General features: G+C 68.8%; 20 protein-coding genes. 8 read left to right on the forward strand and 12 right to left on the reverse strand.

The window, feature by feature from the left end:
* Positions 1-59 precede the first annotated feature (59 nt).
* From tssC to KUV62_RS04110, 12 genes are all read right to left on the reverse strand, one after another.
* Entirely contained in the window at positions 60-1568 is a 1509-nt protein-coding gene (gene tssC / locus KUV62_RS04055; RefSeq protein ID WP_261395296.1) for a type VI secretion system contractile sheath large subunit, read from the reverse strand.
* 3 nt (positions 1569-1571) lie between these two features.
* Positions 1572-2081, reverse strand: a complete 510-nt coding sequence (tssB, locus tag KUV62_RS04060; RefSeq protein ID WP_222602411.1) for a type VI secretion system contractile sheath small subunit — start codon at positions 2079-2081, stop codon at positions 1572-1574.
* A 70-nt stretch (positions 2082-2151) separates the two neighbouring features.
* On the reverse strand, positions 2152-3207 hold the full coding sequence (gene tssA, locus KUV62_RS04065) for a type VI secretion system protein TssA (RefSeq protein WP_222602412.1): 1056 nt from the start codon (positions 3205-3207) through the stop codon (positions 2152-2154).
* Between the two features lie 28 nt (positions 3208-3235).
* Positions 3236-4573, reverse strand: coding sequence for a serine/threonine-protein kinase (locus KUV62_RS04070; RefSeq protein WP_222602413.1), 1338 nt, complete (start codon positions 4571-4573; stop codon positions 3236-3238).
* A complete protein-coding gene (locus KUV62_RS04075; RefSeq protein WP_222602414.1) occupies positions 4566-5438 on the reverse strand; it encodes a DUF3365 domain-containing protein in 873 nt (290 codons plus the stop codon). The genes KUV62_RS04070 and KUV62_RS04075 overlap by 8 nt, the downstream gene beginning before the upstream one ends.
* A 120-nt stretch (positions 5439-5558) precedes the next feature.
* Entirely contained in the window at positions 5559-6575 is a 1017-nt protein-coding gene (locus KUV62_RS04080; protein WP_222602415.1) for a peptidoglycan-binding protein, read from the reverse strand.
* Positions 6576-6733: 158 nt separating this feature from the next.
* Positions 6734-7903, reverse strand: coding sequence for a S8 family serine peptidase (locus tag KUV62_RS04085; RefSeq protein WP_222602416.1), 1170 nt, complete (start codon positions 7901-7903; stop codon positions 6734-6736).
* Positions 7904-7908: 5 nt separating this feature from the next.
* On the reverse strand, positions 7909-8532 hold the full coding sequence (locus tag KUV62_RS04090) for a hypothetical protein (protein WP_222602417.1): 624 nt from the start codon (positions 8530-8532) through the stop codon (positions 7909-7911).
* A complete protein-coding gene (locus KUV62_RS04095; protein WP_222602418.1) occupies positions 8525-9061 on the reverse strand; it encodes an RNA polymerase sigma factor in 537 nt (178 codons plus the stop codon). The genes KUV62_RS04090 and KUV62_RS04095 overlap by 8 nt, the downstream gene beginning before the upstream one ends.
* Positions 9062-9696: 635 nt before the next feature.
* A complete protein-coding gene (locus KUV62_RS04100; protein WP_222602419.1) occupies positions 9697-10059 on the reverse strand; it encodes a hypothetical protein in 363 nt (120 codons plus the stop codon).
* 122 nt (positions 10060-10181) lie between these two features.
* Complete coding sequence (locus tag KUV62_RS04105) at positions 10182-11165, reverse strand: serine hydrolase domain-containing protein (protein WP_222602420.1); 984 nt, start codon at positions 11163-11165, stop codon at positions 10182-10184.
* 119 nt (positions 11166-11284) lie between these two features.
* A complete protein-coding gene (locus KUV62_RS04110) occupies positions 11285-12601 on the reverse strand; it encodes a glutamine synthetase family protein (protein WP_222602421.1) in 1317 nt (438 codons plus the stop codon).
* Between the two features lie 224 nt (positions 12602-12825).
* On the opposite strand from KUV62_RS04110, the gene KUV62_RS04115 reads away from it, so the two are divergent.
* The 8 genes from KUV62_RS04115 (at position 12826) to cybH (ending at position 22958) form a co-directional block, all read left to right on the forward strand.
* Complete coding sequence (locus KUV62_RS04115; protein WP_222602422.1) at positions 12826-14157, forward strand: sensor histidine kinase; 1332 nt, start codon at positions 12826-12828, stop codon at positions 14155-14157.
* A complete protein-coding gene (locus tag KUV62_RS04120) occupies positions 14158-15147 on the forward strand; it encodes a HupU protein (protein ID WP_222602423.1) in 990 nt (329 codons plus the stop codon).
* Positions 15144-16574, forward strand: coding sequence for a nickel-dependent hydrogenase large subunit (locus tag KUV62_RS04125; RefSeq protein WP_222602424.1), 1431 nt, complete (start codon positions 15144-15146; stop codon positions 16572-16574). Before KUV62_RS04120 ends, KUV62_RS04125 begins: the two co-directional genes overlap by 4 nt.
* 85 nt (positions 16575-16659) lie before the next feature.
* Positions 16660-18888, forward strand: coding sequence for a carbamoyltransferase HypF (hypF, locus tag KUV62_RS04130; RefSeq protein ID WP_222602425.1), 2229 nt, complete (start codon positions 16660-16662; stop codon positions 18886-18888).
* 206 nt (positions 18889-19094) lie between these two features.
* On the forward strand, positions 19095-20183 hold the full coding sequence (locus tag KUV62_RS04135; RefSeq protein WP_222602426.1) for a hydrogenase small subunit: 1089 nt from the start codon (positions 19095-19097) through the stop codon (positions 20181-20183).
* Positions 20184-20186: 3 nt separating this feature from the next.
* A complete protein-coding gene (locus tag KUV62_RS04140) occupies positions 20187-21980 on the forward strand; it encodes a nickel-dependent hydrogenase large subunit (protein ID WP_222602427.1) in 1794 nt (597 codons plus the stop codon).
* A gap of 14 nt (positions 21981-21994) precedes the next feature.
* Positions 21995-22177 carry a hypothetical protein gene (locus tag KUV62_RS04145; RefSeq protein ID WP_222602428.1) on the forward strand — a complete coding sequence of 61 codons (183 nt, stop codon included), beginning with the start codon at positions 21995-21997 and terminating at the stop codon, positions 22175-22177.
* Positions 22178-22181: 4 nt separating this feature from the next.
* A complete protein-coding gene (gene cybH / locus KUV62_RS04150; protein ID WP_222602429.1) occupies positions 22182-22958 on the forward strand; it encodes a Ni/Fe-hydrogenase, b-type cytochrome subunit in 777 nt (258 codons plus the stop codon).
* Positions 22959-23001: the final 43 nt, after the last annotated feature.

The raw sequence follows: 23001 nt of genomic DNA on the forward strand, positions 1-23001 counted from the left end.
GGGGAGAGCGGCCCGGGATCTTGCTCCGGGCCCGGGGGGATCAGGCAGAGGCGACCAGCTCAGTCGCCCCTCTGGGACGGCAGCTTCGAGACCAGCCGCAGCGAGACCGAGAGCCCCTCGAGCTGGTAATGCGGCCGCAGGAAGAAGCGCGACGCGTAGTAGCCGGGATTGCCCTCGACCTCGTCGACCAGCACCTCGGCGGCGGCCAGCGGATGGCGCGCCTTGACTTCTTCGGGCGAGGTCTCGGCGTTGTAGTCGACGTAGTTGTTGATCCAGTTCTGCAGCCATTCCTGCATCTCGTCGCGCTCGCGGAACGAGCCGACCTTGTCGCGCACGATGCATTTCAGGTAATGCGCGAAGCGGCAGGTCGCGAAGAGATAGGGCAGGCGCGCCGCGAGATTGGCGTTGGCCGAGGCGTCGGGATCGTCGTATTCCGCCGGCTTCTGCAGCGACTGGGCGCCGATGAAGGCGGCCATGTCGGTGTTCTTGCGGTGCACCAGCGGCATCATGCCGTTCTTGGCGAGCTCCGCCTCGCGGCGATCGGAGATGGCGATCTCGGTCGGGCATTTCATGTCGATGCCGCCATCGTCGGTGGGGAAGCTGTGGGTTGGCAGGTTGTCGACCGTGCCGCCGGATTCGACCCCGCGGATGCGCGTGCACCAGCCGTATTCCTTGAACGAGCGGGTGACGTTGCGCGCCATGCCGTAGGCCGCGTTGACCCAGCAGTACTTCTCCGAGCCGGCGCCTTCCGTGTCTTCCTCAAAGGCAAAGGCCTCGACCGGCTCGGTCTTGTCGCCATAGGGCTGGCGGCCGAGGAAGCGCGGCATGGCGAGGCCGAGATAGCGGCTGTCCTCGCTTTCGCGCAGCGAGCGCCAGGCGGCGTATTCCGGGGTCTGGAAGATCTTCGACAGGTCGCGCGGGTTGGCGAGCTCCGACCAGCTGTCCATCTGGAACAGCGACGGATCGGCCCCGGCGATGAACGGAGCGTGGGCCGAGGCCGCGACCTTGGACATCTCGCCCAGCAGCTCGACATCCTTAGGGCTGTGATCGAAATGGTAATCGCCGACGAGGCAGCCATAGGGCTCGCCGCCGAACTGGCCGTATTCCTCTTCATAGAGCTTCTTGAAGATCGGCGACTGGTCCCAGGCGGTGCCCTTGAACTTGCGCAGGGTCTTGGAAAGATCCTTCTTCGAGACATTGAGCACCCGGATCTTCAGCTGCTCGTCGGTCTCGGTGTTGTTCACCAGGTAGTGCAGCCCGCGCCAAGCGCTTTCGAGCTGCTGGAAATCCCTGTGGTGCAGCACGAGATTGACCTGCTCGGTGAGCTTGCGGTCGATCTCGGCGATGATGCCCTCGATCGAGCGCAGCGCGTCGTCCGAGACCAGCGTCTCATTGGCCAGCACCTGCTCGGCGAGCGTACGCACCGCCTCTTCCACGGCGCTGCGGGCCTGCTCGGATTTCGGCCGGAATTCCTTCTCCAGCAGGGCGGCGAACTCGCCCGAGCCGAAGGTCGTCTCGGCGGTCTCGGCGGCGGCCTCCTGGGCGGCGTTGGTCTGCATCTTGGTCATGGCCTAGTCCTCGGTCTCGGAGGACGGCGTCGGGGCCGAGGCCAGGGCCTTGAGCAGATCCGGGTCCTGCAGGAGCTTGGTGACGAGCTCCTCGGCGCCGGTCTTGCCGTCCATGTAGGTGGTCAGGTTGGAAAGCTGGGTGCGCGCCTCGAGCAGCTTGCGCAGCGGCGCGACCTTGCAGGCGATGGCGTCGGGGGCGAAATCGTCGAGGCTCTCGAAGGTGATGTCGACGGCGAGATTGCCCTCTCCGGTCAGGGTGTTGGGCAGGTTGAAGGCGGCGCGCGGCTTCATCGAGGCCATCCGGTCGTCGAAATTGTCGGTGTCGATCTCGAGAAACTTGCGGTCGGCCACCGCCGGAAGCGGCTCCACCGACTTGCCCGAAAGGTCCGACATCACGCCCATGACAAAGGGCAGCTGGACGGATTTCTCGGCGCCGTAGAGTTCGACGTCGTATTCGATCTGGACGCGTGGCGCGCGGTTGCGGGCCACGAATTTCTGACTGCTGTCGGCCATGGTGAAAACTCCCGTGTTGGTCTGCAAATGAGTGCCCGGGCCCGGGGGAAAGGTTCACGCGAGGCGGAGATTATTCGTCGTCGCTCTCTTCGAGCCCGCCGATCAGCGCGACGTTCTCGACCCCGAGCGGGGCCATGTCCTTCATGATCGAAAGGAAATCCGCCGAGACGAGCCGGCGTGCGCGCGTCAGCAGCAGCGGCACCGGGCTCGAGGGTTCGGTGCGGGTGTAGTAGTCGATGATCCGGTCGATGGCGCGCTTCACATCCTCGGGCGAGGCGATGGCGCCGGGGGCGCTTGCGGTTGGCGCGGCGCCTGGCGCGGGGAAGTGCGGGGCGTGCTCGACCCCGTCGCCCGTCTCGGCCTCCGTCGTGTCCTCTTCTTCGGCATCCGCCGGGGCCGCGACGTGCTCCGACAAGCGCCGGACGATCTCGCGCAGGACGCGCTCAAGCGGCTCGAGATCCGGCCCGTCGCTGCCGATCCGGGCGTCGAAGGTTTCGGAGATGGCGCGCACATGCGCGAGGCTGGTCTCGGCCGCCGCGGCGCGGGCGGCGAGCGCCTCGGGGTCGCTGTCCATGAAGGCCGCCTCGATGCTCTGCGGGCTCAGCGCCTCGCCCTCCGGGGGGGCGGGCAGTTCACCCTCGGCGATCTTCACGTCGCGCAGCGAGACATGCCCGAAGGCGCGGCTTTCCGCCAGCGCTGCCGCGCGCAGCGCCGCGAGAACCGTGTCGCGATCCGTCAGGCCCAGCACGGCGTTGACGCGCATCGTCGGATCGTCGTCATCCTCGGCGTCGAGCTGGGGATGCACGCTGTCCCAGTGCGCTTCGAGCCCGTGGCGGATGTAGCCCAGCACCGTCTCGAAGCCGGTAAGCCCGTCGGTGCGCAGCGTGGCATTGGCGAGGATCACCGCCACCCGCAGGTCGCGGCTGCGCTCCAGAAGTGCGCGGGCCGCGCGGGTGACCTCGGCGAAATCCGGGTCTTCGGCGGGGATCACCGCGTCGCCGATCACGCGCTCCTCGCCGGGCGCGTTGGCCAGCTCCAAAGCGGTGAACTCGGGGTCGTATTCGAGATCGGGGCCGCTCGGCGCGTCGGCGTCGATGGCGGCGAGGAAGGCGGCGAGGTCAAGCATGGCGGGGCCTTTCGCGGGTCAAAGCAAGTCAGGTCAGGGCGGCGCGCAGGAAGCGCGCGCGCTCGTCGGGGGCGGAAATCGCCTCGGAGAGCGTCTGCGCCAGCGCCTCGAAGCTCGCGGCCTTGCGGGCGCTCTTGCGCACCAGCACCGGGGCGATGGGGCCGAGATGCGGCGTCAGCAGCTCGGTCAGGCGGGTGAGCGCGGCGTCGGGCAGGCCCGGCGCGGTGCCGAGCGCGGTGGCGTCCTGCGCCAGCGCGCTCTCGATGGCGCGGCGCAGGGTCTGGCGCTCGGCCTCGTCCTCGACCTCGGTCAGCACCGCGGCGACGAGCTGCTCCGTCGTGGAGGCCTTGGCGGCGGCACGGCGGGCGATCACCCGGCCCATGGGGCCGAGGCTGCCGGTCAGGTGCTGCTCGAGCCGCGCCAGCGTGCCGCCGCTCATGCGGGTCAGCATGGTCTTGGTCAGCGTGGCATCCGGGGCCCGGGCGCTGGGCGCGGCCTCGATCAGCCCGGTGCGGTTGGCGGCGGGTAGGATCCCCGCAAGCGCGGCGCGCATCTCCTCGGCGCGGGCAAAGCGCCTTTCTGGATCGACATGCATCGCGGTCATCACGATATGGTCGAGCTCGGCCGGGATGCCCTCGTTGATCTCGCCCGGACGCGGCGCCCGGCCCTCGCGCACGGCGGCAAACAGCGCCTCGACGCCGCCGCCCTTGTAGGGCTTGCGTCCGGTCAGCAGCTCGTAGAGCACCACGCCGCAGGCATAGATGTCGGCGCGGGCATCGATCTCGCCGCCGGTGAGCTGCTCGGGCGCCATGTAGGAGGGGGTGCCGACCATACCGGCGCCGGTGGCCTCCATCGCGGTCAGCCGTGCGATGCCGAAATCGGTGAGCTTCACCGTGCCGTCATCAGTCAGCATGACGTTGGCGGGCTTGAGATCCCGGTGCACGATGCCGGCGGCATGGATGCCCGAAAGACCGGCGAGGATCTGGGCAAAGATCGCGTGGATCTCCTCGTGCGGCAGCCGCGCGCCGTCGGCCAGCCGGTCTTCGAGCGTCACCGAACGCACCCGCTCCATCACGAGGTAGGGCACGCCCTCCTGCTGCAGGAAGTCGAACACGGTGACGAGGTTGGGATGCTGCACCCGGCCCGCGGCGCGGGCCTCGCGGGCGAAGCGGTCGAGCCAGTCCTGGCTGCCCGCCGCGCCGACCAGGTGCTGGTGGATGGTCTTGATGGCGACAGGGCGGTCGATATCCGGGTCCTGCCCGGCATAGACCACACCCATGGCGCCTTCGCCGAGCACCCCGTCGATGCGGTACTTGCCGACCATGCGGCGCCCGCCGCCGGGCACGATGACCGTGGCGTCAGACATCGATCATGCTCATCGCGCGTTCGAGGCTGCGGCGCATCCGGTTGAACGAGACCGACAGCGAGCTGATCTCGTCGCGCCCCGGCTTCTTGTATTCCTCGACCGAGAAATCGCCCATGCTGACCTTCTCGGCCACCTCCGACATCCGCCGTACCGGGCGCAGCACGATGCGGCCGAGCATCAGGTTGGTGAGCACGAAGACCAGCAGGAACACGCCCGCGAGCCCAACGATCAGGATGATCCCGGTCTCCAGCGCGCGCTTGTCGGCCAGCGCCATCGGTGCCGAGATGATCTGCGCGCCCACGGTCTCGCCCAGCTCCCAGCCGAAGCCGTGATCGGGGCCGTAAAGATCGACCATGGCGGGCGGCGCGGCCTCGGGGGTCGAATGGCAGCGCAGGCAGCCCTCCTGGTAGATGGTCAGCGGGAAGGCGACAGTCAGGACGCGGCCGCTCTCGCCCTCGATCACGGTCGAGAGCTGCTCGAGCGCGGGATCGGCGCGGAACTGCTCGATCAGCTCCTTCTCGAGCGGCGTGGGCAGATCGGCGGGGTTGGTCGGGTCGAGCGCGGCTTCCTTGTAGCTGAACTCGGGGAAATGCTCCTGCACGTTGGCAAAGACCGAGCGCGCCGCGAAGGAGGTGACGGTCTCGGGCAGGAACAGGATGTCGTTGTCGTCCGAGAGCAGCGGGTCGATATTGGTCAGCGTGTAGGAGCGCACGGCGAGGGCGTTGGCGCGCAGGAGCCGGATCGATTCCTCGATCTCCTCCACCGCCGATGCCTGCACGAAGCGGTAGGAGAGGCCGGCGGCGGCGCCGATGCCGATGACGCAGGCCAGAAGCAGGACGATGTTGTACTTGAAACGCAGGCCCATGGGCTCGCTCCTTCCAGGTTGTGCGCGGCTCGGCGCGGGCGGGTTCGCGCATGCGTGCGCAGGGGTGGGCAGGCGGGACCGAGCCCGCAGCGGGGCAGGCGGGCGCGTGGCCCGAGGGGATCAGGATCTGAGGTCGAGAAGCTGGCGGCGGTTGAGCACGCCGGTGGCCTCCTCCGAGCGGCTCTGCTGGAAGTCGGTGATCGCCTCGCGGGTCTGGGGGCCGAAGATCCCGTCGACGAGTCCGCGATAGAAGCCCCCGGCGCGCAGCTCGCGCTGGATGCCGCGCTTGGCCGAGCGCGAGAGCGACTGCTCGAGGATGCGCAGCTCGTCGATGGTTTCGGCGGGCAGTTCGGGCGTGGCCGTTGCCTCGACCACCGGTTCGGGCTCTGCCACCGGCTGAGGGGCCGCGACCGACTCGGGCGTGGCTGCCGGGGTCGCAACGGGGGCCGGTTCAGGGTCCGCGGCGAGTTCGGGCGCGGCGCGCAGCAGGATGCGGTTCGAGGGCAGGTCGGAGAGCGTCACGCCGTCCTTGGTGAACATGCCGCGCAGGATGGTGCCGAGTTCGACCTCCTCCTGCCGTGCGGCGGCCTCGAGCACTGTCAGCACCGGGCCGAAGGCGCCGATCCCGGCCACCACGACCGCGGCCGCGCCGGCCACCGGATCGGGCGCGCGCTCGACCTTGCTGATGCCGCCCGGCAGGCCGGAAGGCGGCGCGGTCACGGTCAGCACCACGGCGCCGCCCTGCTCGGAGAGCGCGGCAGAGCGGGCGAAGGCCAGTGTCGGGATCGCCTGCGTGAAGAGATCGGTGGAGCGGCCCAGCGTCGCGCCCGCTGGCAGCACGTAGTCGCGCCCCTCGAAGATCACCGCGGGCGCATCGAGATAGACGAATGTGGCGCGGGAATCCTCGGCCTCGCGGGCGAAACGCTTGAGGATCGAGCGCAGCTCGGCGTTGTTCGGATCGGCGGCGCGCAGGGTCTCGGCGCCCATCAGCTGGAGCTGGGTCTGCACCGCGTCGGCCCGGGCGCCGCCCTCTCCGACCGAGATCACGAGCGCGACGGTGCGGTCGCTGGTCTGGGCCGCGCCGGACAAGGCGGCGAACATTAGGCTGAGGGTCGTCAGGACAACGCGGGCAAACATGGCGGGGCCTCTCTTCCGTTGGCGTCGTGGCGCCGGAGCGGAGAGGCGGGGCGGGGGAGAACGCGCCCGACCGGTCTCGGCTCCGGTCATCCCGTAGGTGCCCGGAGCCGAGAGAGAGGTTCATGTCATGGGGGAATTATTTTGCCGCGAGGCGCGGGTCAGTCGTGGCAGGCCGGGGCGCTGGCCTCGACCGCGCGCAGCGCCTCGCAGGCATCGACCATCGGCACATCGCCATGCATCACCACCGCGCCATGAAGGGCGTGGGCGATGTCGGGCGCGGCGAGATCGTGGTGCCGGGCGCGCAGAAGCGCCACGACGCCGCTCACATGGGCGGCGGCGACGGAGGAGCCGGAGACATAGCGGTAATCGTTGTGCGGTGCCGCGCTGATCACGTCGACCGCGGGCGCCGGCACCTGCCGCTCGGTGCCATTCCCGGCGGCGATCACCCCCGGAAGCGAGGCCGGGAAGGTGGGCTCCGCGCTCTCGCCCCAGGCCGCGACGACGATCATCCCCGCCGCCTCGGCCGCCTCGACCAGCTCCTGCAAAAGCGGGTCCGGCGGGCCGCCGAGGCTCATGTTGAGCACGTGCACGTCGTTGAGGATGGCGAAGTTCAGCGCCCGCGCCAGCGAGAAGCTGTTGCAGCGCCCGCCCAGCCCCTCCGGCTGCCAGCAGGCGCGCAGGCCCACGAGTTCGGCCTGCGGCGCGACGCCGATCATGCCGATCTCGTTGCCCGCATCGGCGGCGATGATGCCGGCAATGGCGGTGCCATGCGGCTCGGCGGCGCTGCCCTGCGCGTTGCCGACGAAATCGCGCAGGTCGGCGAGGCGGCCCGCGAGATCGGGATGGTCGCTGTCGATGGCGCTGTCGATGACGCCCACGCGCACGCCCGCGCCGGTGCTGAGGCGGTGGGCGGCGGCGGCGTTGATCTGTTTCAGCGCGCTTTGCATCGGCAGCAGCGGATCACGGTAGAGCGCCTCGAAGACCTGGAAATCGTTCATCCGCTGCACCGTCCGGATCTCCGCATCGGCCTGCATCCGGGCGATCAGCGCGTCGAGATCGGGATTGCCCTCGGTGTCGACCACGAGGCAGTGAACGGCGAGCGATTGCAGCGGCCACTCGGCGGTGAGCGTGACATTGAAACGGGCCTCGATGCCGGCGGCGACGGCGCTCAGTGCGTCGGGGTCGGCCAACGGCACGGTGAGGATCAGGTGGGTCTGCGTGGCGATGCCATCGGCCGGCACCAGCCGCCAGGGCGGGGCCTGCTGCGCCCGCGCGGGGACGGCGAGCAGGAGGGCGGCAAGCAGGAGCGAGACGATGGCACGCAGCATGGGGATCACTCGTCGGGGGCGGCGAACAGGACCTCGGGCGTGGCCATCAGATCCCGTGCGGCGGTGGCAAGGTCGGCCTCGGCGGAGGCCGCGGCGGTGTAGACGCCGGCCTCGGAGGGGCCGTCGATCAGCGTCAGGCCATGCGCGGCGAGAAGCTGCGCCAAGGCGTCGGGGGACAGGTCGCCGGCGAGCTGGAACTTGATCGCGGGGCCGGCCTCCGAGCCGCTGGTCAGGGTCTGGTAGTCATCGCCCTCCGGCTGGAACAGCACCACCGCGAGCAGCACGCAGGCGGCGACGCCCAGCCCTCCGAGCGTGTAGCCCCCGCGTAGACCGGCGAGCCAGCCGCGGGACCGCGGCACCGGGGCGCGCGCCGTGGCTTCGGCGTCGATCTGGGCGCGCAGCTTTTCCCAGCTGCGGTCGACGGGGGCGTCAGAAGGGTCGACAGTGGCGACCTGCTGCGCGAGGTCGTGCTGCCGCGCCACCTCGGCGGCGAATTCCGGGGAGATCCGGGCCTGGTGCCGCACCAGCTCCGCCTCGTCCTCGGGGAGGCTGCCATTGACGTACCACGGGATCAGCTCCCAGGCAGTCTCGTAGGCCTCTGACCTGGGTATGGGCTTGGAATCATGCAACTGCGTTCTCCGAACTTTGGTGCGCCTCGTCCGACAGCATCTCGCGCAGGCGTTTGCGTGCCGTCATCATGCGCGTCTTCACCGTGCCCACCGGGCACTCGAGGATTTCCGCGATCTCTGTGTAGAGATAGCCGTTATAGTAGGTGAGCTCCACGACCGCGCGCAATTCCGGCGTCAGCTGCTGGAGCGCGGCGGCGAGATCCTTTTTGTGCATCACCGATGTTTCGGTGTCGCTGCCATCGGCGATCAGTCCTTCGTCCAATTCCACGTCTCCTCTGCGCTTGCCGAGCTTCTGGCGCTGCTTGAGCGACATCCGGTAGGCGATGCCGAAGATCCAGGACGAGGGCTTCGACAGGCCCTGGAAGCGGTCGGCGGTGCGCCAGACGGTCATCAGCGCATCGTTGGCGACCTCCTCGGCGGATTCGGCATTGTCGGTGATGCGTCGGGCGAAATGCATCAGCTTCGGGAAATATTTCCGATGCAGCTCCTCGAAGGCGGCAACGTCGCCCTTGGCCACCGCAGCCAGCAAGGCCTCGTCGGTTCTGGGTCTTGGGCCGGTACGGGCGGCCCGGAGGGAATTGAGTATGCGCATGCCAAAATCATCGCTTTGCTGTCTGCGGTGATAGGTGCCCTGCCGGTTGAAAAAGGTTCATCGGATCAACAAAAAATTTGGGCACCGGGTTACCGGAGTGAATATCTGCATCCGGCCCAATGCTGCCTGGGCGGCGAAGACATTGCTGCGTGCATCCCCTTGTGCAGGGGCGCGACGCGGGAAGGATCCGGCTTGGCGCCACCGGGCGGCATCGCATCTGGCCGTGCGACCTGCCCGTGTTGACGTGGCGCTGGTGTGGAGATCCTCTCCCGGTTGATGTCTCGCCGCCGGGGTGGCCCGCCGGTTCGGTCCTGAGCGCAATTCCTAAGTGGCTCACGAACAACGATACATCACTCGATCGGGCAAAGCGTTGTCGTGAGCGTTGTAATTTTCGTTGTAATTGACCCTACGTTCTCTCGTGGTGGCTTATCAACCTGAAGTTGCCGAAATTCCACGCGTGAATGCGTCGTCGTCCGGGTCGTCTCGAGCGGAGGGCCTGCAAACGCAACACGGCCCGGAAGCCCCTAGGGAGCTGCCGGACCGTGCGCGGGGAGGAAGGGAGTGCGGGGGGATTACTTCAGCACGTGCCAGACGCCGCCGACGCCGTCGCCCTTGGTGTCGCCCGGCTTGCGGTCGCCGGCCCAGTAATAGAGCGGCATGCCCTTGTAGGCCCATTGCTCGGCGCCGTCCTTGCGGGTCACGAGGCTGAAATTGCCCTCGGCGCTTGCGCCCGACTTGGCGACGAAGGGCGGCCAGCTCGCGGCGCAGCCGCCATAGCAATTGGTGGTGCCCGGGGCGTCCTTGTCGAAGATGTAGAGGGTCATGCCCTCGCCATCAACGAGCACGCCGCCACCGGACATGCCGGCCGGGGCTGCGATTGCGGTGGACGCGGCAACGGACAGGGCGGCGCCGGCGATCAGGGTAAGAAGTTTCATGCAAATGTCTCCTGTGGTGGTGTCTGGCCCAGACCATCTCGCTCTGGATACCGGGTTAGTGCCGGTGCCCCTCCACAGGGTTCATTCGCGTGCGAGATATTTTGCGCGCCCGCCGGCGCGGCTCAGCCCAGCGCGATGATCGGCCCGTCGAGCAGCCCCATCAGGTCGCCGAAATAGCCGGCCGAGCGGGCCGGGCGCGTCGGGTCGGAGGTGATGGCGACAGCGAGGTCGCGGGCCGGGTGCGCCGCGATCACCTGACCGCCATAGCCGCGCCCGAGGATCCAGCCGCTGTCGCTCAGGAACCAGCCATAGCCATAGCCGAGCCCCGACCACGGTGAGCGGGTCCGCGCCTCCTGCGAGGCCTCGACCCAAGCGGCGGGCAGCGCCTGTTCACCGCGGTAGCGTCCTTCGTCACGCATCGCCACCGCCACGCGCAGCATCGCCTCGGGCGTCAGCGCCATCTCGTTGCCGCCGAAGTAGTAGCCCTGCGGGTCGCGGGTCCAGGCCGGGATCTCGATGCCCAGCGGAGTGCCGAGATGCCGCCGCGCCAGCGTCAGCAGGCTCTCGCCCGTGGCCGTCGCGATAGCGGCGCCCAGCAGGTGGGTGGTGCCGGTGGAATAGATCATCCGGCCGCCGTTCTCGGCGATGCGCGGCTGGCGCAGCACGTAGGAGACCCAATTGGACGAGCTGACCCAGGCGCCGTAGTTCCCCCCCGAGGTGCCTTCGAGCCCGCCACGCAGGGTGACGAGATCGCGCATGGTGAGGTCTTCGACGCCCGCGGTGGCGCCGGAGGGGATCAGGCCGGGGGCAACGTCACCCAGCCGCGCCTCGACGCTCTCGATGCCGCCCTCGTCGATCACCGCGCCGAGGATCAGCGCCAGCAGGCTCTTGGAGCAGGACTTGATATTGGCGACCCGGCCCAGCCCCGGCCCGCGCGGCGCCTCGGCCAGCAGGGTCTCGTCGCCGCGACGGATCTGGATCGAGTGCAGCTGGTCGAGGTCGACCGCGAGGTCGCGGATTTCGCCGGGGCCCTGCTGGGCGCGCAGCAGCGACGGCGCGGCGAGGCTGCCGGCGAGGGCGAGGGAAAAACTGCGGCGCGACAGCATGGCGGGGCTCCTGCGGGCTCGGAAAGGGATACCACAAGACTTGGCCGCAGGGCCGCGAAAGGAAACCCGCCGGGCGCGCCTCGCCGGTCACAGGCCATCAACAGCAGGTGAGGCGGCGCTCAGAACAGCTCGATATAGCGCTCGATCTCCCACGGGCTGACGTGGCGCAGGTAATCCTGCACCTCGAAGCGCCGCGAGCGCACGAAATGATCGACGAAGGTATCGCCGAAGAGCGAGCGGGCCGCCTCGCTGGTCTCGAGCCGGTCGGTGGCCTCGACGAGATCGCGCGGGAACCGCGCGCTGGCAGCGGGCTGCACTTCGTAGGCGCTGCCCTTGACCGGGGCGGGCGGCTCGGCCCCGGTCTCGATGCCGCGCAGACCGGCGGCGAGGCAGAGCGCCATGACGGCGTGCGGGTTGGAATCCGCCGCCGGGACGCGGAATTCAAGCCGGGTGGCCTCGGGGCTGTCGTTGATGATGCGCACCGCGGCGGTGCGGTTCTGCACCCCCCAGCTCGCCCATGTGGGGGCCCAGGCGCCGGGTACCAGCCGCTTGTAGGCGTTGACCGTCTGCGCCGTCAGCACGAGCATCTCGGGCATCAGCTCGAGCAGCCCGCCAAGGAAGTGCCGCGCCGTCTGCGACAGGCCGTCCGCCGCGTCGGGATCGGCGAAGGCGGGTGCACCGTCCTTCTGCAGCGAGATGTGGAAATGCCCGGACTGGCCCGAGAGTTCCGGCGAGAGCTTCGACATGAACACGGTGGTGAGCGCGTTGCGGGCGAAGTAGGCGCGCGCGAAATTGCGGAACAGTGCCGCGTCATCCGCCGCCTTGACGCCCTTCGCCACCGTCAGAGGGGCCTCGAAACAGCCCGGCCCGAGCTCGGTGTGCAGGCTGTCGAGCCCGATATCCATCAGGCTCATGCATTGCCGCAGACCGTCGAACAGGTCGCCATAGGCGGCGGCGGATTGCAACGAGTAGGTGCGGTTGGCCTTGGCGAAATGCTGCAGGTTACGATAGCCCTTCTCGCGCAGGCTGTCGGCGGTCTCGTCGAGCAGGAAGAACTCGTATTCGAAGGCGGCGGTGACCTCGAAGCCCATCGCCTCGGCGCGGCCCAGATGCTTCAGCAGCTGGTTGCGCGGGGATTTCTTGCCGAAATCGCCGGTGAAATCGGCGACCATCACCTCGGCATTGGCGCCGAAGGGCCAGTGGCGGCGGGTCTCGGGGAAGATCTGCGCCGGGCGATCGATATAGGTCTCGCTGTCGTCCCAGGTCTTCTCGGCACTGTCCCAGGCGTGCAGCACGTCGCAGAAGCTGTAGCCCTTCTCGATCAGCTTGTCGGCCTTGGCCCCGTCCATGAGCTTGTGGCGGAACAGCCCGTCGAGATCGAAGATGCCCACGTGGACGTCGCGCGAGACGAGTTCGGGAATGCCGTTGCTGTCCATGAGAGGGCTGCTCCTTGTTGGTCTTTCTGGCCCGCCACGGCGGGATCGGGCGGAGTTTGCCCGGCGCCCCCGGACTGTCAAGGAAGCGCGCGGAAATGGGGGCGCGGAAGGGAAGCATCTGGCGAAAATGGATAAATTCTGCGCAGGCGCCGTTAGCGGTCACGTTGCGGTCAGGGGCGCGGCGCCGATTGCCACGGCGCGCGGCCCGCGCATAGTATCGGCGCATGGACGAGCCCGGCACGCTGACGCAAGACGATCCCAATGCCATGACCGACGAGGCGTGGCAGTCGGTGCTGCGCGCCGTCGACCAGACCTATAGCGAGCTGGTGGCGCATCAGGAGCAGCTCGAGCACCAGAATGCCGAGCTGACCGCCGCCAAGCATCTCATCGAGGGCGTTCTGCACTCGGTGAGCGACGTGCTCATCGTGATCGACCGCGACGGCAGCGTCGCCGAGGCCAGCGAGTCGCTCTTCGCGCTGGTCAGCGGCGGGGCGGCGGCGGTGATCGGGCGCCCGGTGGCCGAGATCTTCGATGCCGAGGGGGCGGCGCAGATCGGCGCGGCGCTGAACCAGCTGCGAATGAACCACGCGGTGGCGGATTTCGAGGCCAGCATCCCCACCGAGACCGGCGCGCAGCCGTTTCACATCGTGCTCTCGCCGCGGCTCGACGCCCGCGACCGCTTCGGCGGCGCGGTGCTCAGCGGGCGCCCGCTGGGCGAGCTGCGCCGGGCCTATGCCGAGCTCGAGCTCAGCCATGAGCAGCTGAAGCAGGCGCAGAGCCAGATCGTGCGCAACGAGAAGCTCGCCTCGCTGGGCCGGCTGCTGGCGGGGGTGGCGCACGAACTCAACAACCCGATCAGCTTCGTCTATGCCAGCGTGCACGCGCTGGAGAAATACGTTGGCCAGTTCGAGACCTATTTCGAGCAGGTTCAGTCGGGCGCGCCGCGCGAGGAGCTGGTGCGGCTGCGCAGCGATCTCAAGCTCGAGCGCGCGCTTGGCAATCTCTCGACCGCGATCCACGGCGCCCGTGAAGGCGCCGAGCGGGTGCGCGACATCGTGGCCGACCTGCGCCGGCTGTCTTCCGAGGGCAGCGGCGAGAAAGTGCCGTTCGATCTCGCCGAGACCGCGCGCGTGGGCGCGCGCTGGGTCGAGCGCGGCGCCAAGTCGGGGGTCACGGTGGCCTTTACCGGGACCGAGAGCCTGCGGGTGATCGGCGTGCCGGGGCACATCCAGCAGATCGTGATGAACCTCGTGCAGAACGCGCTCGATGCCGTCGACGGGGTCGCGGCGCCCGAGGTCCGCATCGACCTTGCCGCGCATGGCGGGCGGGCGCGCATGACCGTCTCCGACAATGGCCCCGGCATCCCCGACGAGCAGCGGGCGGCGGTGTTCGACCCGTTCTTCACCACCAAGCCGGTGGGCAAGGGCACCGGGCTGGGGCTTTCCATCAGCGCCAAGATCGCCGATGAACATGGCGGGCAGCTGTCGTTGCTGCCCGGGCCGGGGGCGGTCTTCGTGCTCGAGCTGCCGCTGGCGGACACACCGGGAGAGGCCTGAATGAATATCCTCTGGCTGCAATCGGCCGGCTGCGGCGGCTGCACCATGTCGCTGCTCTGCGCCGAGAATCCCAACGTGCTCGACACGCTGGGCGATGCCGGCATCGAGTTTCTCTGGCACCCGTCGCTCTCGGTCGAGACCGGCTGCGAGGTGCAGGCGCTGCTGGGCTCGGTGGAGCGCGGCGAGATCGCGCTCGACGTGCTGTGTTTCGAGGGGTCGGTGGTGACCGGCCCGCGCGGGACGGGCAAGTTCCACATGCTGGCCGGCACCGGGCGCTCGATGCTCGATTGGGTGCGGGCGCTGGCGCCGATGGCCGAACACGTGGTCGCCGTCGGCACCTGCGCGGCCTTTGGCGGCATCACGGCGGCGGGCGGCAACCCGGCGGGCGCGGTGGGTCTGCAATATGACGGCCGCCAGAAGGGCGCGGCGCTCGACGAAGGCTTCACCAGCCGCTCCGGCCTGCCGGTGATCAATGTGGCGGGCTGCCCGACGCATCCGGCCTGGGTCACCGAGACGCTTCTGATGCTGGCGGGCGGGGCGCTGGGCGCGGGCGATCTCGACGCGCTGGCCCGGCCGCGCTTCTACGCCGATCACCTCGTGCATCACGGCTGCACCAAGAACGAGTTCTACGAGTACAAGGCCAGCGCCCGGACGCTTTGCGAGATGGGCTGCATGATGGAGCACCTGGGCTGCGTCGGCACGCAGGCGGTGGGCGATTGCAACATCCGGCCGTGGAACGGCGAGGGCTCGTGCACGCGGGGGAATTACCCCTGCATCGCCTGCACCGCGCCGGAATTCGAGGAGCCGGGCCACCCGTTCACCGAGACGCCGACCATCGCCGGCATCCCGGTGGGGCTGCCCTCCGACATGCCGAAGGCGTGGTTCATGGCGCTGGCCTCACTCTCGAAGGCCGCGACGCCGCAGCGCATCGAGCGCAACGCCCATTCCGACCGCCTCGTGCAGGCGCCCAGCGTGAAGGCCCGGAAATGAGCGACAGGCAGCTTCTGGTTGGCCCCTTCAACCGCGTGGAGGGAGATCTCGAGATTGCCCTCGACGTGCGGGAGGGCCGGGTGGTCGAGGCGCGGGCCAACTCGCCGCTGTTCCGCGGTTTCGAGATGATGCTGCAGGGCAAGGCCCCGAGCGACGCGCTGACCCTGACGCCGCGGATCTGCGGCATCTGCTCGATCAGCCAGTCGGCGGCGGCGGCACTGGCGCTGGCCGATGCCGGCGCGGTGACGATGCCGCCGCAGGGGCGGCTGGCGGCGGCGATCCTGCACGGGGTCGAGAACCTCTGCGATCACATCAGCCATTTCGCGCTGTTCTTCATGCCGGATTTCGCCCGGCCGGTCTATGCCGGGCGCGGCTGGCACGATCGCGCGGTGGCGCGCTACACCGCGCAGGAAGGCTCGGCGGTGCGGCCGCTGATCGAGGCGCGGGCGCAGCTCTTCCACATCGTCGGGCTCCTCGGCGGCAAGTGGCCGCACACGCTGGCGATCCAGCCCGGCGGGGTGACGCGCGCGCCCGATGCGCGCGACCGCATTCGCATCCAGACCACGCTGCGCGCCGCCAGGCGCGTGCTCGAACGCGAGCTTTTCGGCGGGTCTCTGGAGGATTTCGCGGCGCTGGGATCGGTCGCCGCTTGCGAGGGCTGGACCCGCGGCGACGTGGCGCTGTTCTCGGAGATCTCGGCGGATCTGGGGCTGGAGGCGATCGGCGTCGGGCCGCGGCGCTACCTCTCTTGCGGCGCCTACCCGCTGGCCGAGGGGCGGGTGACCCGCTCTGGGGTCTGGGAGGGCGGCGCGGTCTCGGAATTCGATCCCGGCGAGATCGTCGAGGATGTTAGCCATGCCTGGATGCTGGGCGATGCGGCGCACCCCGCCCAGGGCGCGACGCTGCCCGACGAGGACATGGCCGAGCCGGGCTACAGCTGGTGCAAGGCGCCGCGCCTGGGCGGCCGCACGGTCGAGGTCGGCGCGCTGGCGCGACAGGTGGTCGACGGCCATCCGCTGGCGCTGGGCCTGGCCGACGAAGGCTCGGTGCGGGCGCGCATCGCGGGGCGGCTGCTCGAGATCGCCCGCACCGTGCTCTGGCTCGAGGACTGGGCGGCGGCACTGGACCCTGGGGCGGTGTTCATGGACCCGGCGCCGTCGCTGCGCGAAGGCGTTGGCGTGGGGCTCGTCGAGGCGGCGCGCGGCACGCTGGGGCACTGGATCGCGGTCGAGAAGGGGCGGATCGCGCGCTACCAGATCGTGGCGCCGACGACATGGAACTTCTCGCCGCGCGACGCTGGTGGCGTGCCGGGGCCGGTGGAGGCGGCGCTGGTCGGTGCGCCTGTGGGCGAGGGCGAGACCACGCCGGTGATGGTGCAGCACGTGGTGCGGAGTTTCGATCCATGCATGGTCTGCACGGTGCATTGATGGCACGGGCAGAAGGGGGCGCTGCCCCCGTCCGCGCGGGGCGCGGACTCCCCCGGGATATTTTTGGCCAGAAGAAGATGCGGGCGTGCTGAGCGGGCGGCGCATAAGGGTGCGCGGGCAGGTGCAGGGGGTGGGGTTTCGGCCCTTCGTCTGGGCGCTGGCGCGACGCTTCGGGGTCTCGGGCGAGGTGTCGAACGATGCCGAGGGGGTACTGATCCTCTGCGCCGGGGGCGATCTCGAGGGCTTCGAGGCCGCGTTGCGGCTGGATGCGCCGCCGCTGGCGCGGGTCGATGCGGTGGAGAGCCGTGCGGCGCAGGTTGCGGAGGGCGAGGGCTTTGCCATCGTGGCCTCTGGCGGGCCGGGTGCGGAGACGCGCGTCACGCCGGATGCGGCGAGCTGCGGCGAGTGCGTGGCGGAGATCTTCGGCGACGGGCGGCGGCGGGGCTATGCCTTCACCAATTGCACCAATTGCGGGCCGCGTTTCACCATCCTGACCGGGCTTCCCTATGACCGGGCGCAGACCACCATGGCGGGGTTTGCGCTCTGCGAGCCTTGCCGGGCGGAATACGAGGATCCGGGCGACCGGCGCTTCCACGCGCAGCCTGTGGCCTGCCCGGATTGCGGGCCGCGGCTGTGGTTCGAGCGTGATGGAGGTGAGGTCGGGGGCGATGCTCTGGCGCTGGCGGCGGAGGCCTTGGGACGCGGCGAGATCCTCGCGGTGAAGGGCCTGGGCGGATTTCACCTATGCTGCGATGCCACCGACGCGGCGGCGGTGGCAGCGTTGCGGGCGCGCAAGCGGCGGCCGGCGAAGCCGCTGGCGCTGATGGCCTCTTGCGAGGTGTTGGAAGGCTATGCGGCGCCGGGGGAGGCGGAGCGGGCGCTGCTGCGCGAGGCGGCGGCGCCGATCGTGTTGCTCGCGAAGCGGGAGGGGGGGCTGCCCGAGGTGCTGGCGCCGGGGCAGGGGGCGCTCGGGTGGATGCTGCCCTACACGCCGCTGCATCACCTGCTTTGCGCCGCGCTCGGGCGGCCTCTTGTGATGACCAGCGGCAACCTCTCGGGCGAGCCGCAGGCGATCGGCAACGGTGAAGCGCGGGAGACGCTTGGCGGCATCGCCGACGGCTTCCTGATGCATGACCGCGACATCGCCCGGCGGCTTGATGATAGCGTTGAGCGGATCACGCCGCACGGGCCGATGGTGCTGCGGCGGGCGCGCGGGCGGGTGCCGGGGACGTTGCCTCTGCCAGAGGGTTTCCCGGAGCGGCAGGTGGTGGCCTATGGCGGGCAGATGAAGGCGGCGATCTGCCTGGTGAAGAATGGGCAGGCGATGCTTGGCCATCACTTGGGCGAGCTCGACGAGGCGCTGACCTGGGAGGCCTTCCTGCAGGCGGATCGCGACTATGCCGCGCTCTTCGATCATCGCCCTGAGGCGGTGGCCTGCGACCTGCACCCGGGGTACCGCGCGACGCAGCATGCGCAGGGGCTGGGCCTGCCGGTGCTGGAGGTGCAGCATCACCACGCCCATCTTGCCGCCTGTCTGGGCGAAAACCTCTGGCCGCTGGAGGGCGGGCCGGTGGCGGGGATCGTGCTCGACGGCACCGGGCTCGGCGCGGACGGGACGCTCTGGGGTGGCGAGCTGCTGCTGGGCGATTACCGCGGTTTCGAGCGTGTCGGCTGGCTGCGGCCGGCGCCGCTGGTGGGCGGCGACAAAGCGGCGCGGGAGCCGTGGCGCAACGCGCTGGTGCGGCTCGATCAGGCGGGGCTGGCGGAAGAGGCAGAGGCGCTGTTTGCTGCGCAGCCGCTGGCGGCACTGCGGATGGCGGCGGAGCGGGGCCTAAACGCGCCGCTTTCCTCCAGCGCCGGGCGGCTCTTCGATGCGGCGGCGGCCTGTCTCGGCATTTGTGCCGAGGCGCAGAGCTTCGAGGGCGAGGCGGCGATGCGCCTCGAGGCGATGGCCGAGGGGTCGGGGGAGGGCTACGGGCTGCCCTTCGAGAGCGGGGTCTTCGAGACCGCGCCGATGATCCGGCAACTCGTGCAGGACGGGCGCGACGGCGTGCGCGCGGGCCAGCGGGCGTGGCGCTTCCATGCCGGGCTGGCGGAGGCCTTCGCGGCGCAGGCGCGGGCGCTGGTCGAGAGTGGGCGGGCCGAGGCGGTGGCGCTCTCGGGGGGCTGCTTCCAGAACGCGCTTCTGCTCGATCTCACGGTGAAGGCGCTGGGCGATCTGCCCGTGCTGATTCACCGCAGCACGCCGGCCAACGATGGCGGCCTCGCGCTCGGTCAGGCGCTGGTGGCGCTCGCAGGGCTGGAAAGCCGCTGACCGGAGCCCGGCGCGGCCCGGAAAGCCCCTGACCGCGCCACGCCCCGGCATATCCATCTAACATACTGTCTAGGTTCATCTTTTCCAAGCGCCCGCGAAACGGGCATCGGCCTTCCGCACACGGCGGCATACCGCGATGCTCGGTTAATGCTGCGCGACAGGGAGCGTCGGCGCAGGGATTTCGCGAATTGGAGGAGGGCGCCAGCTTGAGCCAGATCGAAACCTTCTACGAGGTCATGCGCAGCCAGGGGATCACCCGGCGCAGTTTCATGAAATACTGCTCGCTGACCGCCGCCGCGCTGGGCCTCGGGCCGGCCTTCGTCCCCAAGATCGCCCACGCGATGGAGACCAAGCCGCGCACCCCGGTGATCTGGGTGCACGGGCTCGAATGCACCTGCTGCTCCGAGAGCTTCATCCGTTCGGCGCACCCGCTCGCCAAGGACGTGGTGCTGTCGATGATCAGCCTCGATTACGACGACACGCTGATGGCGGCGGCCGGCCATCAGGCCGAGGCGGCGCTGCAGGAGACCATCGACAAGTACAAGGGCAACTACATCCTCGCGGTCGAGGGCAACCCGCCGCTCAACGAGGATGGCATGTATTGTATCGTCGGCGGCAAGCCCTTCGTCGACCAGCTCAAGCACGCCGCGGAGCACGCCAAGGCGATCATCTCGTGGGGGGCGTGTGCCTCCTATGGCTGCGTGCAGGCCGCCAAGCCCAACCCGACCCGGGCCACCCCGGTGCACAAGGTCATCACCGACAAACCGATCATCAAGGTGCCGGGCTGTCCGCCCATCGCGGAGGTGATGACCGGGGTCATCACCTACATGCTCACCTTTGACCGTCTGCCGGAGCTTGATCGGCAGGGGCGGCCGGCGATGTTTTACTCTCAGCGTATCCATGACAAGTGCTATCGCCGGCCGCATTTCGATGCCGGTCAGTTCGTCGAGGCCTGGGACGACGAGAACGCGCGCAAGGGCTATTGCCTCTACAAGATGGGGTGCAAGGGGCCGACCACCTATAACGCCTGCTCGACGGTGCGCTGGAACGAGGGTGTCTCGTTCCCGATCCAGTCGGGCCATGGCTGCATCGGCTGCTCGGAAGACGGCTTCTGGGATCAGGGCAGCTTCTACAACCGCGTCACCGACCTGACCCAGTTCGGGGTCGAGGCCAATGCCGACAAGATCGGCATGGCGGCGGCCGGCGTGGTCGGTGGCGGCATCGCGCTGCACGCCGCCGTCTCGGCGCTGAAAACCGCACAGAAAAAGACCCAGACGTCTAAAGAGGAGGTGTAACCGATGGTTATCCAGACCCCCAATGGCTACACGCTCGACAATGGCGGCCAGCGCGTGGTGATCGACCCGGTGACCCGGATCGAGGGCCACATGCGCTGCGAGGTCAACGTCAACGATGACAACATCATCACCAATGCGGTCTCGACCGGGACCATGTGGCGCGGGCTCGAGGTCATCCTCAAGGGCCGCGATCCGCGCGATGCCTGGGCCTTCACCGAGCGCATCTGCGGCGTCTGCACCGGCACCCACGCGCTGACCTCGGTGCGTGCGGTGGAGGATGCGCTCGGTATCTCGATCCCCGACAACGCCAACTCGATCCGCAACATGATGCAGCTGGCGCTCGAGATCCACGACCACGTGGTGCATTTCTACCACCTGCACGCGCTCGACTGGGTCAACCCGATCAACGCGCTCAAGGCCGACCCGAAGGCGACCTCGGAGCTGCAGCAGACCGTGGGCCCGAACCATCCGCTGTCGTCGCCGGGCTACTTCCGCGACGTGCAGAACCGGCTGAAGAAATTCGTCGAGAGCGGCCAGCTCGGACTCTTCAAGAACGGCTACTGGGACAACCCCGCCTACAAGCTGCCGCCAGAGGCGGACCTGATGGCGACGACCCACTATCTCGAGGCGCTCGATCTGCAGAAGGAGATCGTCAAGGTCCACACCATCTTCGGCGGCAAGAACCCGCATCCGAACTGGCTGGTGGGCGGCGTGCCGTGCCCGATCAACATGGATGGCGTGGGCTCGGTCGGCGCGATCAACATGGAGCGGCTCAATATGGTCTCGTCGATCATCGACCAGACCCAGGAGTTCAACCGCAACGTCTATATCCCGGACGTGAAGGCGATCGGGGGCTTCTACCGCAACTGGCTTTACGGTGGCGGCCTGTCGTCGCAGGCCTGCCTCGCCTATGGCGACATCCCCGAGCATCCCAATGATTTCTCGCCCGAGCAGCTGCACCTGCCGCGCGGCGCGATCATCAACGGCAACCTCAACGAGGTGCTCGATGTCGACGTGCGCGATCCCGAGCAGGTGCAGGAATTCGTCGATCACTCGTGGTACACCTATGGCGAGGCCGGCAAGGGCCTGCACCCGTGGGATGGCGTCACCGAGCCGAAATACGAGCTCGGCCCCAACGCCAAGGGCACCCGCACCGATATCAAGGAGCTCGACGAGGCGGCGAAGTACTCGTGGATCAAGGCCCCGCGCTGGCGCGGTCACGCGATGGAGGTGGGCCCGCTGGCGCGCTACATCGTGGGCTACGCCAAGGGCCACGAGGACATCCGCGATCAGGTCGACCGGCTGCTGTCGGACATGGACCTGCCTATGGAGGCGCTGTTCTCGACGCTGGGCCGGACCGCGGCGCGGGCGCTTGAGTCCGAGTATTGCGGCCGTCTGCAGAGGCACTTCTTCGACAAGATGATGACCAACATCCGCAACGGCGACGAGACGACCGCGAATGTCGAGAAGTGGGATCCCTCGACCTGGCCCTCCGAGGCCAAGGGCGTGGGCATGACCGAGGCGCCGCGCGGCGCGCTGGGCCACTGGATCAAGATCAAGGACGGGCGCATCGAGAACTACCAATGCGTCGTGCCGACCACGTGGAACGGCTCGCCCCGCGATACCGCCGGCAATATCGGTGCCTTCGAGGCCTCGCTGATGAACACCAAGGTCGAGCGTCCCGAGGAGCCGGTCGAGATCCTGCGCACGCTGCACAGCTTCGATCCCTGCCTTGCGTGCTCCACCCACGTGATGTCGCCCGACGGCGACGAGCTCGCCAACGTCAAGGTCCGCTGAGGAGGAGAGACCCCATGAAACAGGCAATCGCATTCTGGCTGGCCTCGGCCTCCGCCGCTTTCGCCCATTCCGGCCACGACGCTGCCCTGCCGGCCGACAGCGCGGCGCACTGGCTGCTCTCGCCCCTGCATGGGCTGGGCGTTCTGGCGCTGGCCGTCATCCTGTGGGCGGTGATCCGCGCCCGCCGCAAGGAGTGATCCGATGGAGCAGAAAACCATCCACTCCCCGAACCCGGGCGTCGAGCCGCTCTCGACCGCCCGGCTCACCGGAGACGCCACGGAACAGGACATCGAGTCGATCCGCCGGCGGACCTCGGTCTTCGTCTACGAATGGCCGGTGCGGCTCTGGCACTGGATCAACGCGGCGCTGATCATGACCCTGATCGGCACCGGCTGGCTCATCGCCTCGCCGCTGCCGACGATGAACTTCGCCGAGGCGACCTACCAGTTCGTCATGGGCTACAACCGCTTCATCCATTTCGCCGCCGGCCAGCTGCTGACCGTGGCCTTCGCCGGTCGGGTCTACTGGGCGCTGGTGGGCAACCACCACTCCAAGCAGCTGTTCTACGTGCCGGTGTGGAAGAAGGCGTGGTGGAAAGAGGTTGTCCACGAGCTGCGCTGGTATGCCTTCCTCGAGGACGTGCCGAAGAAATACGTCGGACATAACCCACTGGCACAGGTGGCGATGTTCTTCTTCATGACGGTGGGCATCACCTTCATGCTGCTGACCGGCTGGGCGCTTTATGCCGAGGGCGCGGGGCAGGGCTCGCTGCCGGATCTGGCGATGGGCTGGCTGATCGCCTGGGTGCAGAACACGCAGGTGCTGCACTCGCTGCATCACCTCGGCATGTGGTTCATCATCATCTTCATGATGATCCATATCTACGCCGCGATCCGCGAGGATATCATGTCGCGCCAGTCGATGGTCTCGACGATGATCTCCGGCCACCGCACCTTCAAGGACGACCTGCCGGACTGAGCTTTCCGGTTTTGCATAAGACGTGGAACGGGCCCTTGCAGGG

Source organism: Salipiger bermudensis (genome assembly GCF_019801965.1).
Lineage (GTDB): Bacteria > Pseudomonadota > Alphaproteobacteria > Rhodobacterales > Rhodobacteraceae > Salipiger > Salipiger bermudensis_A.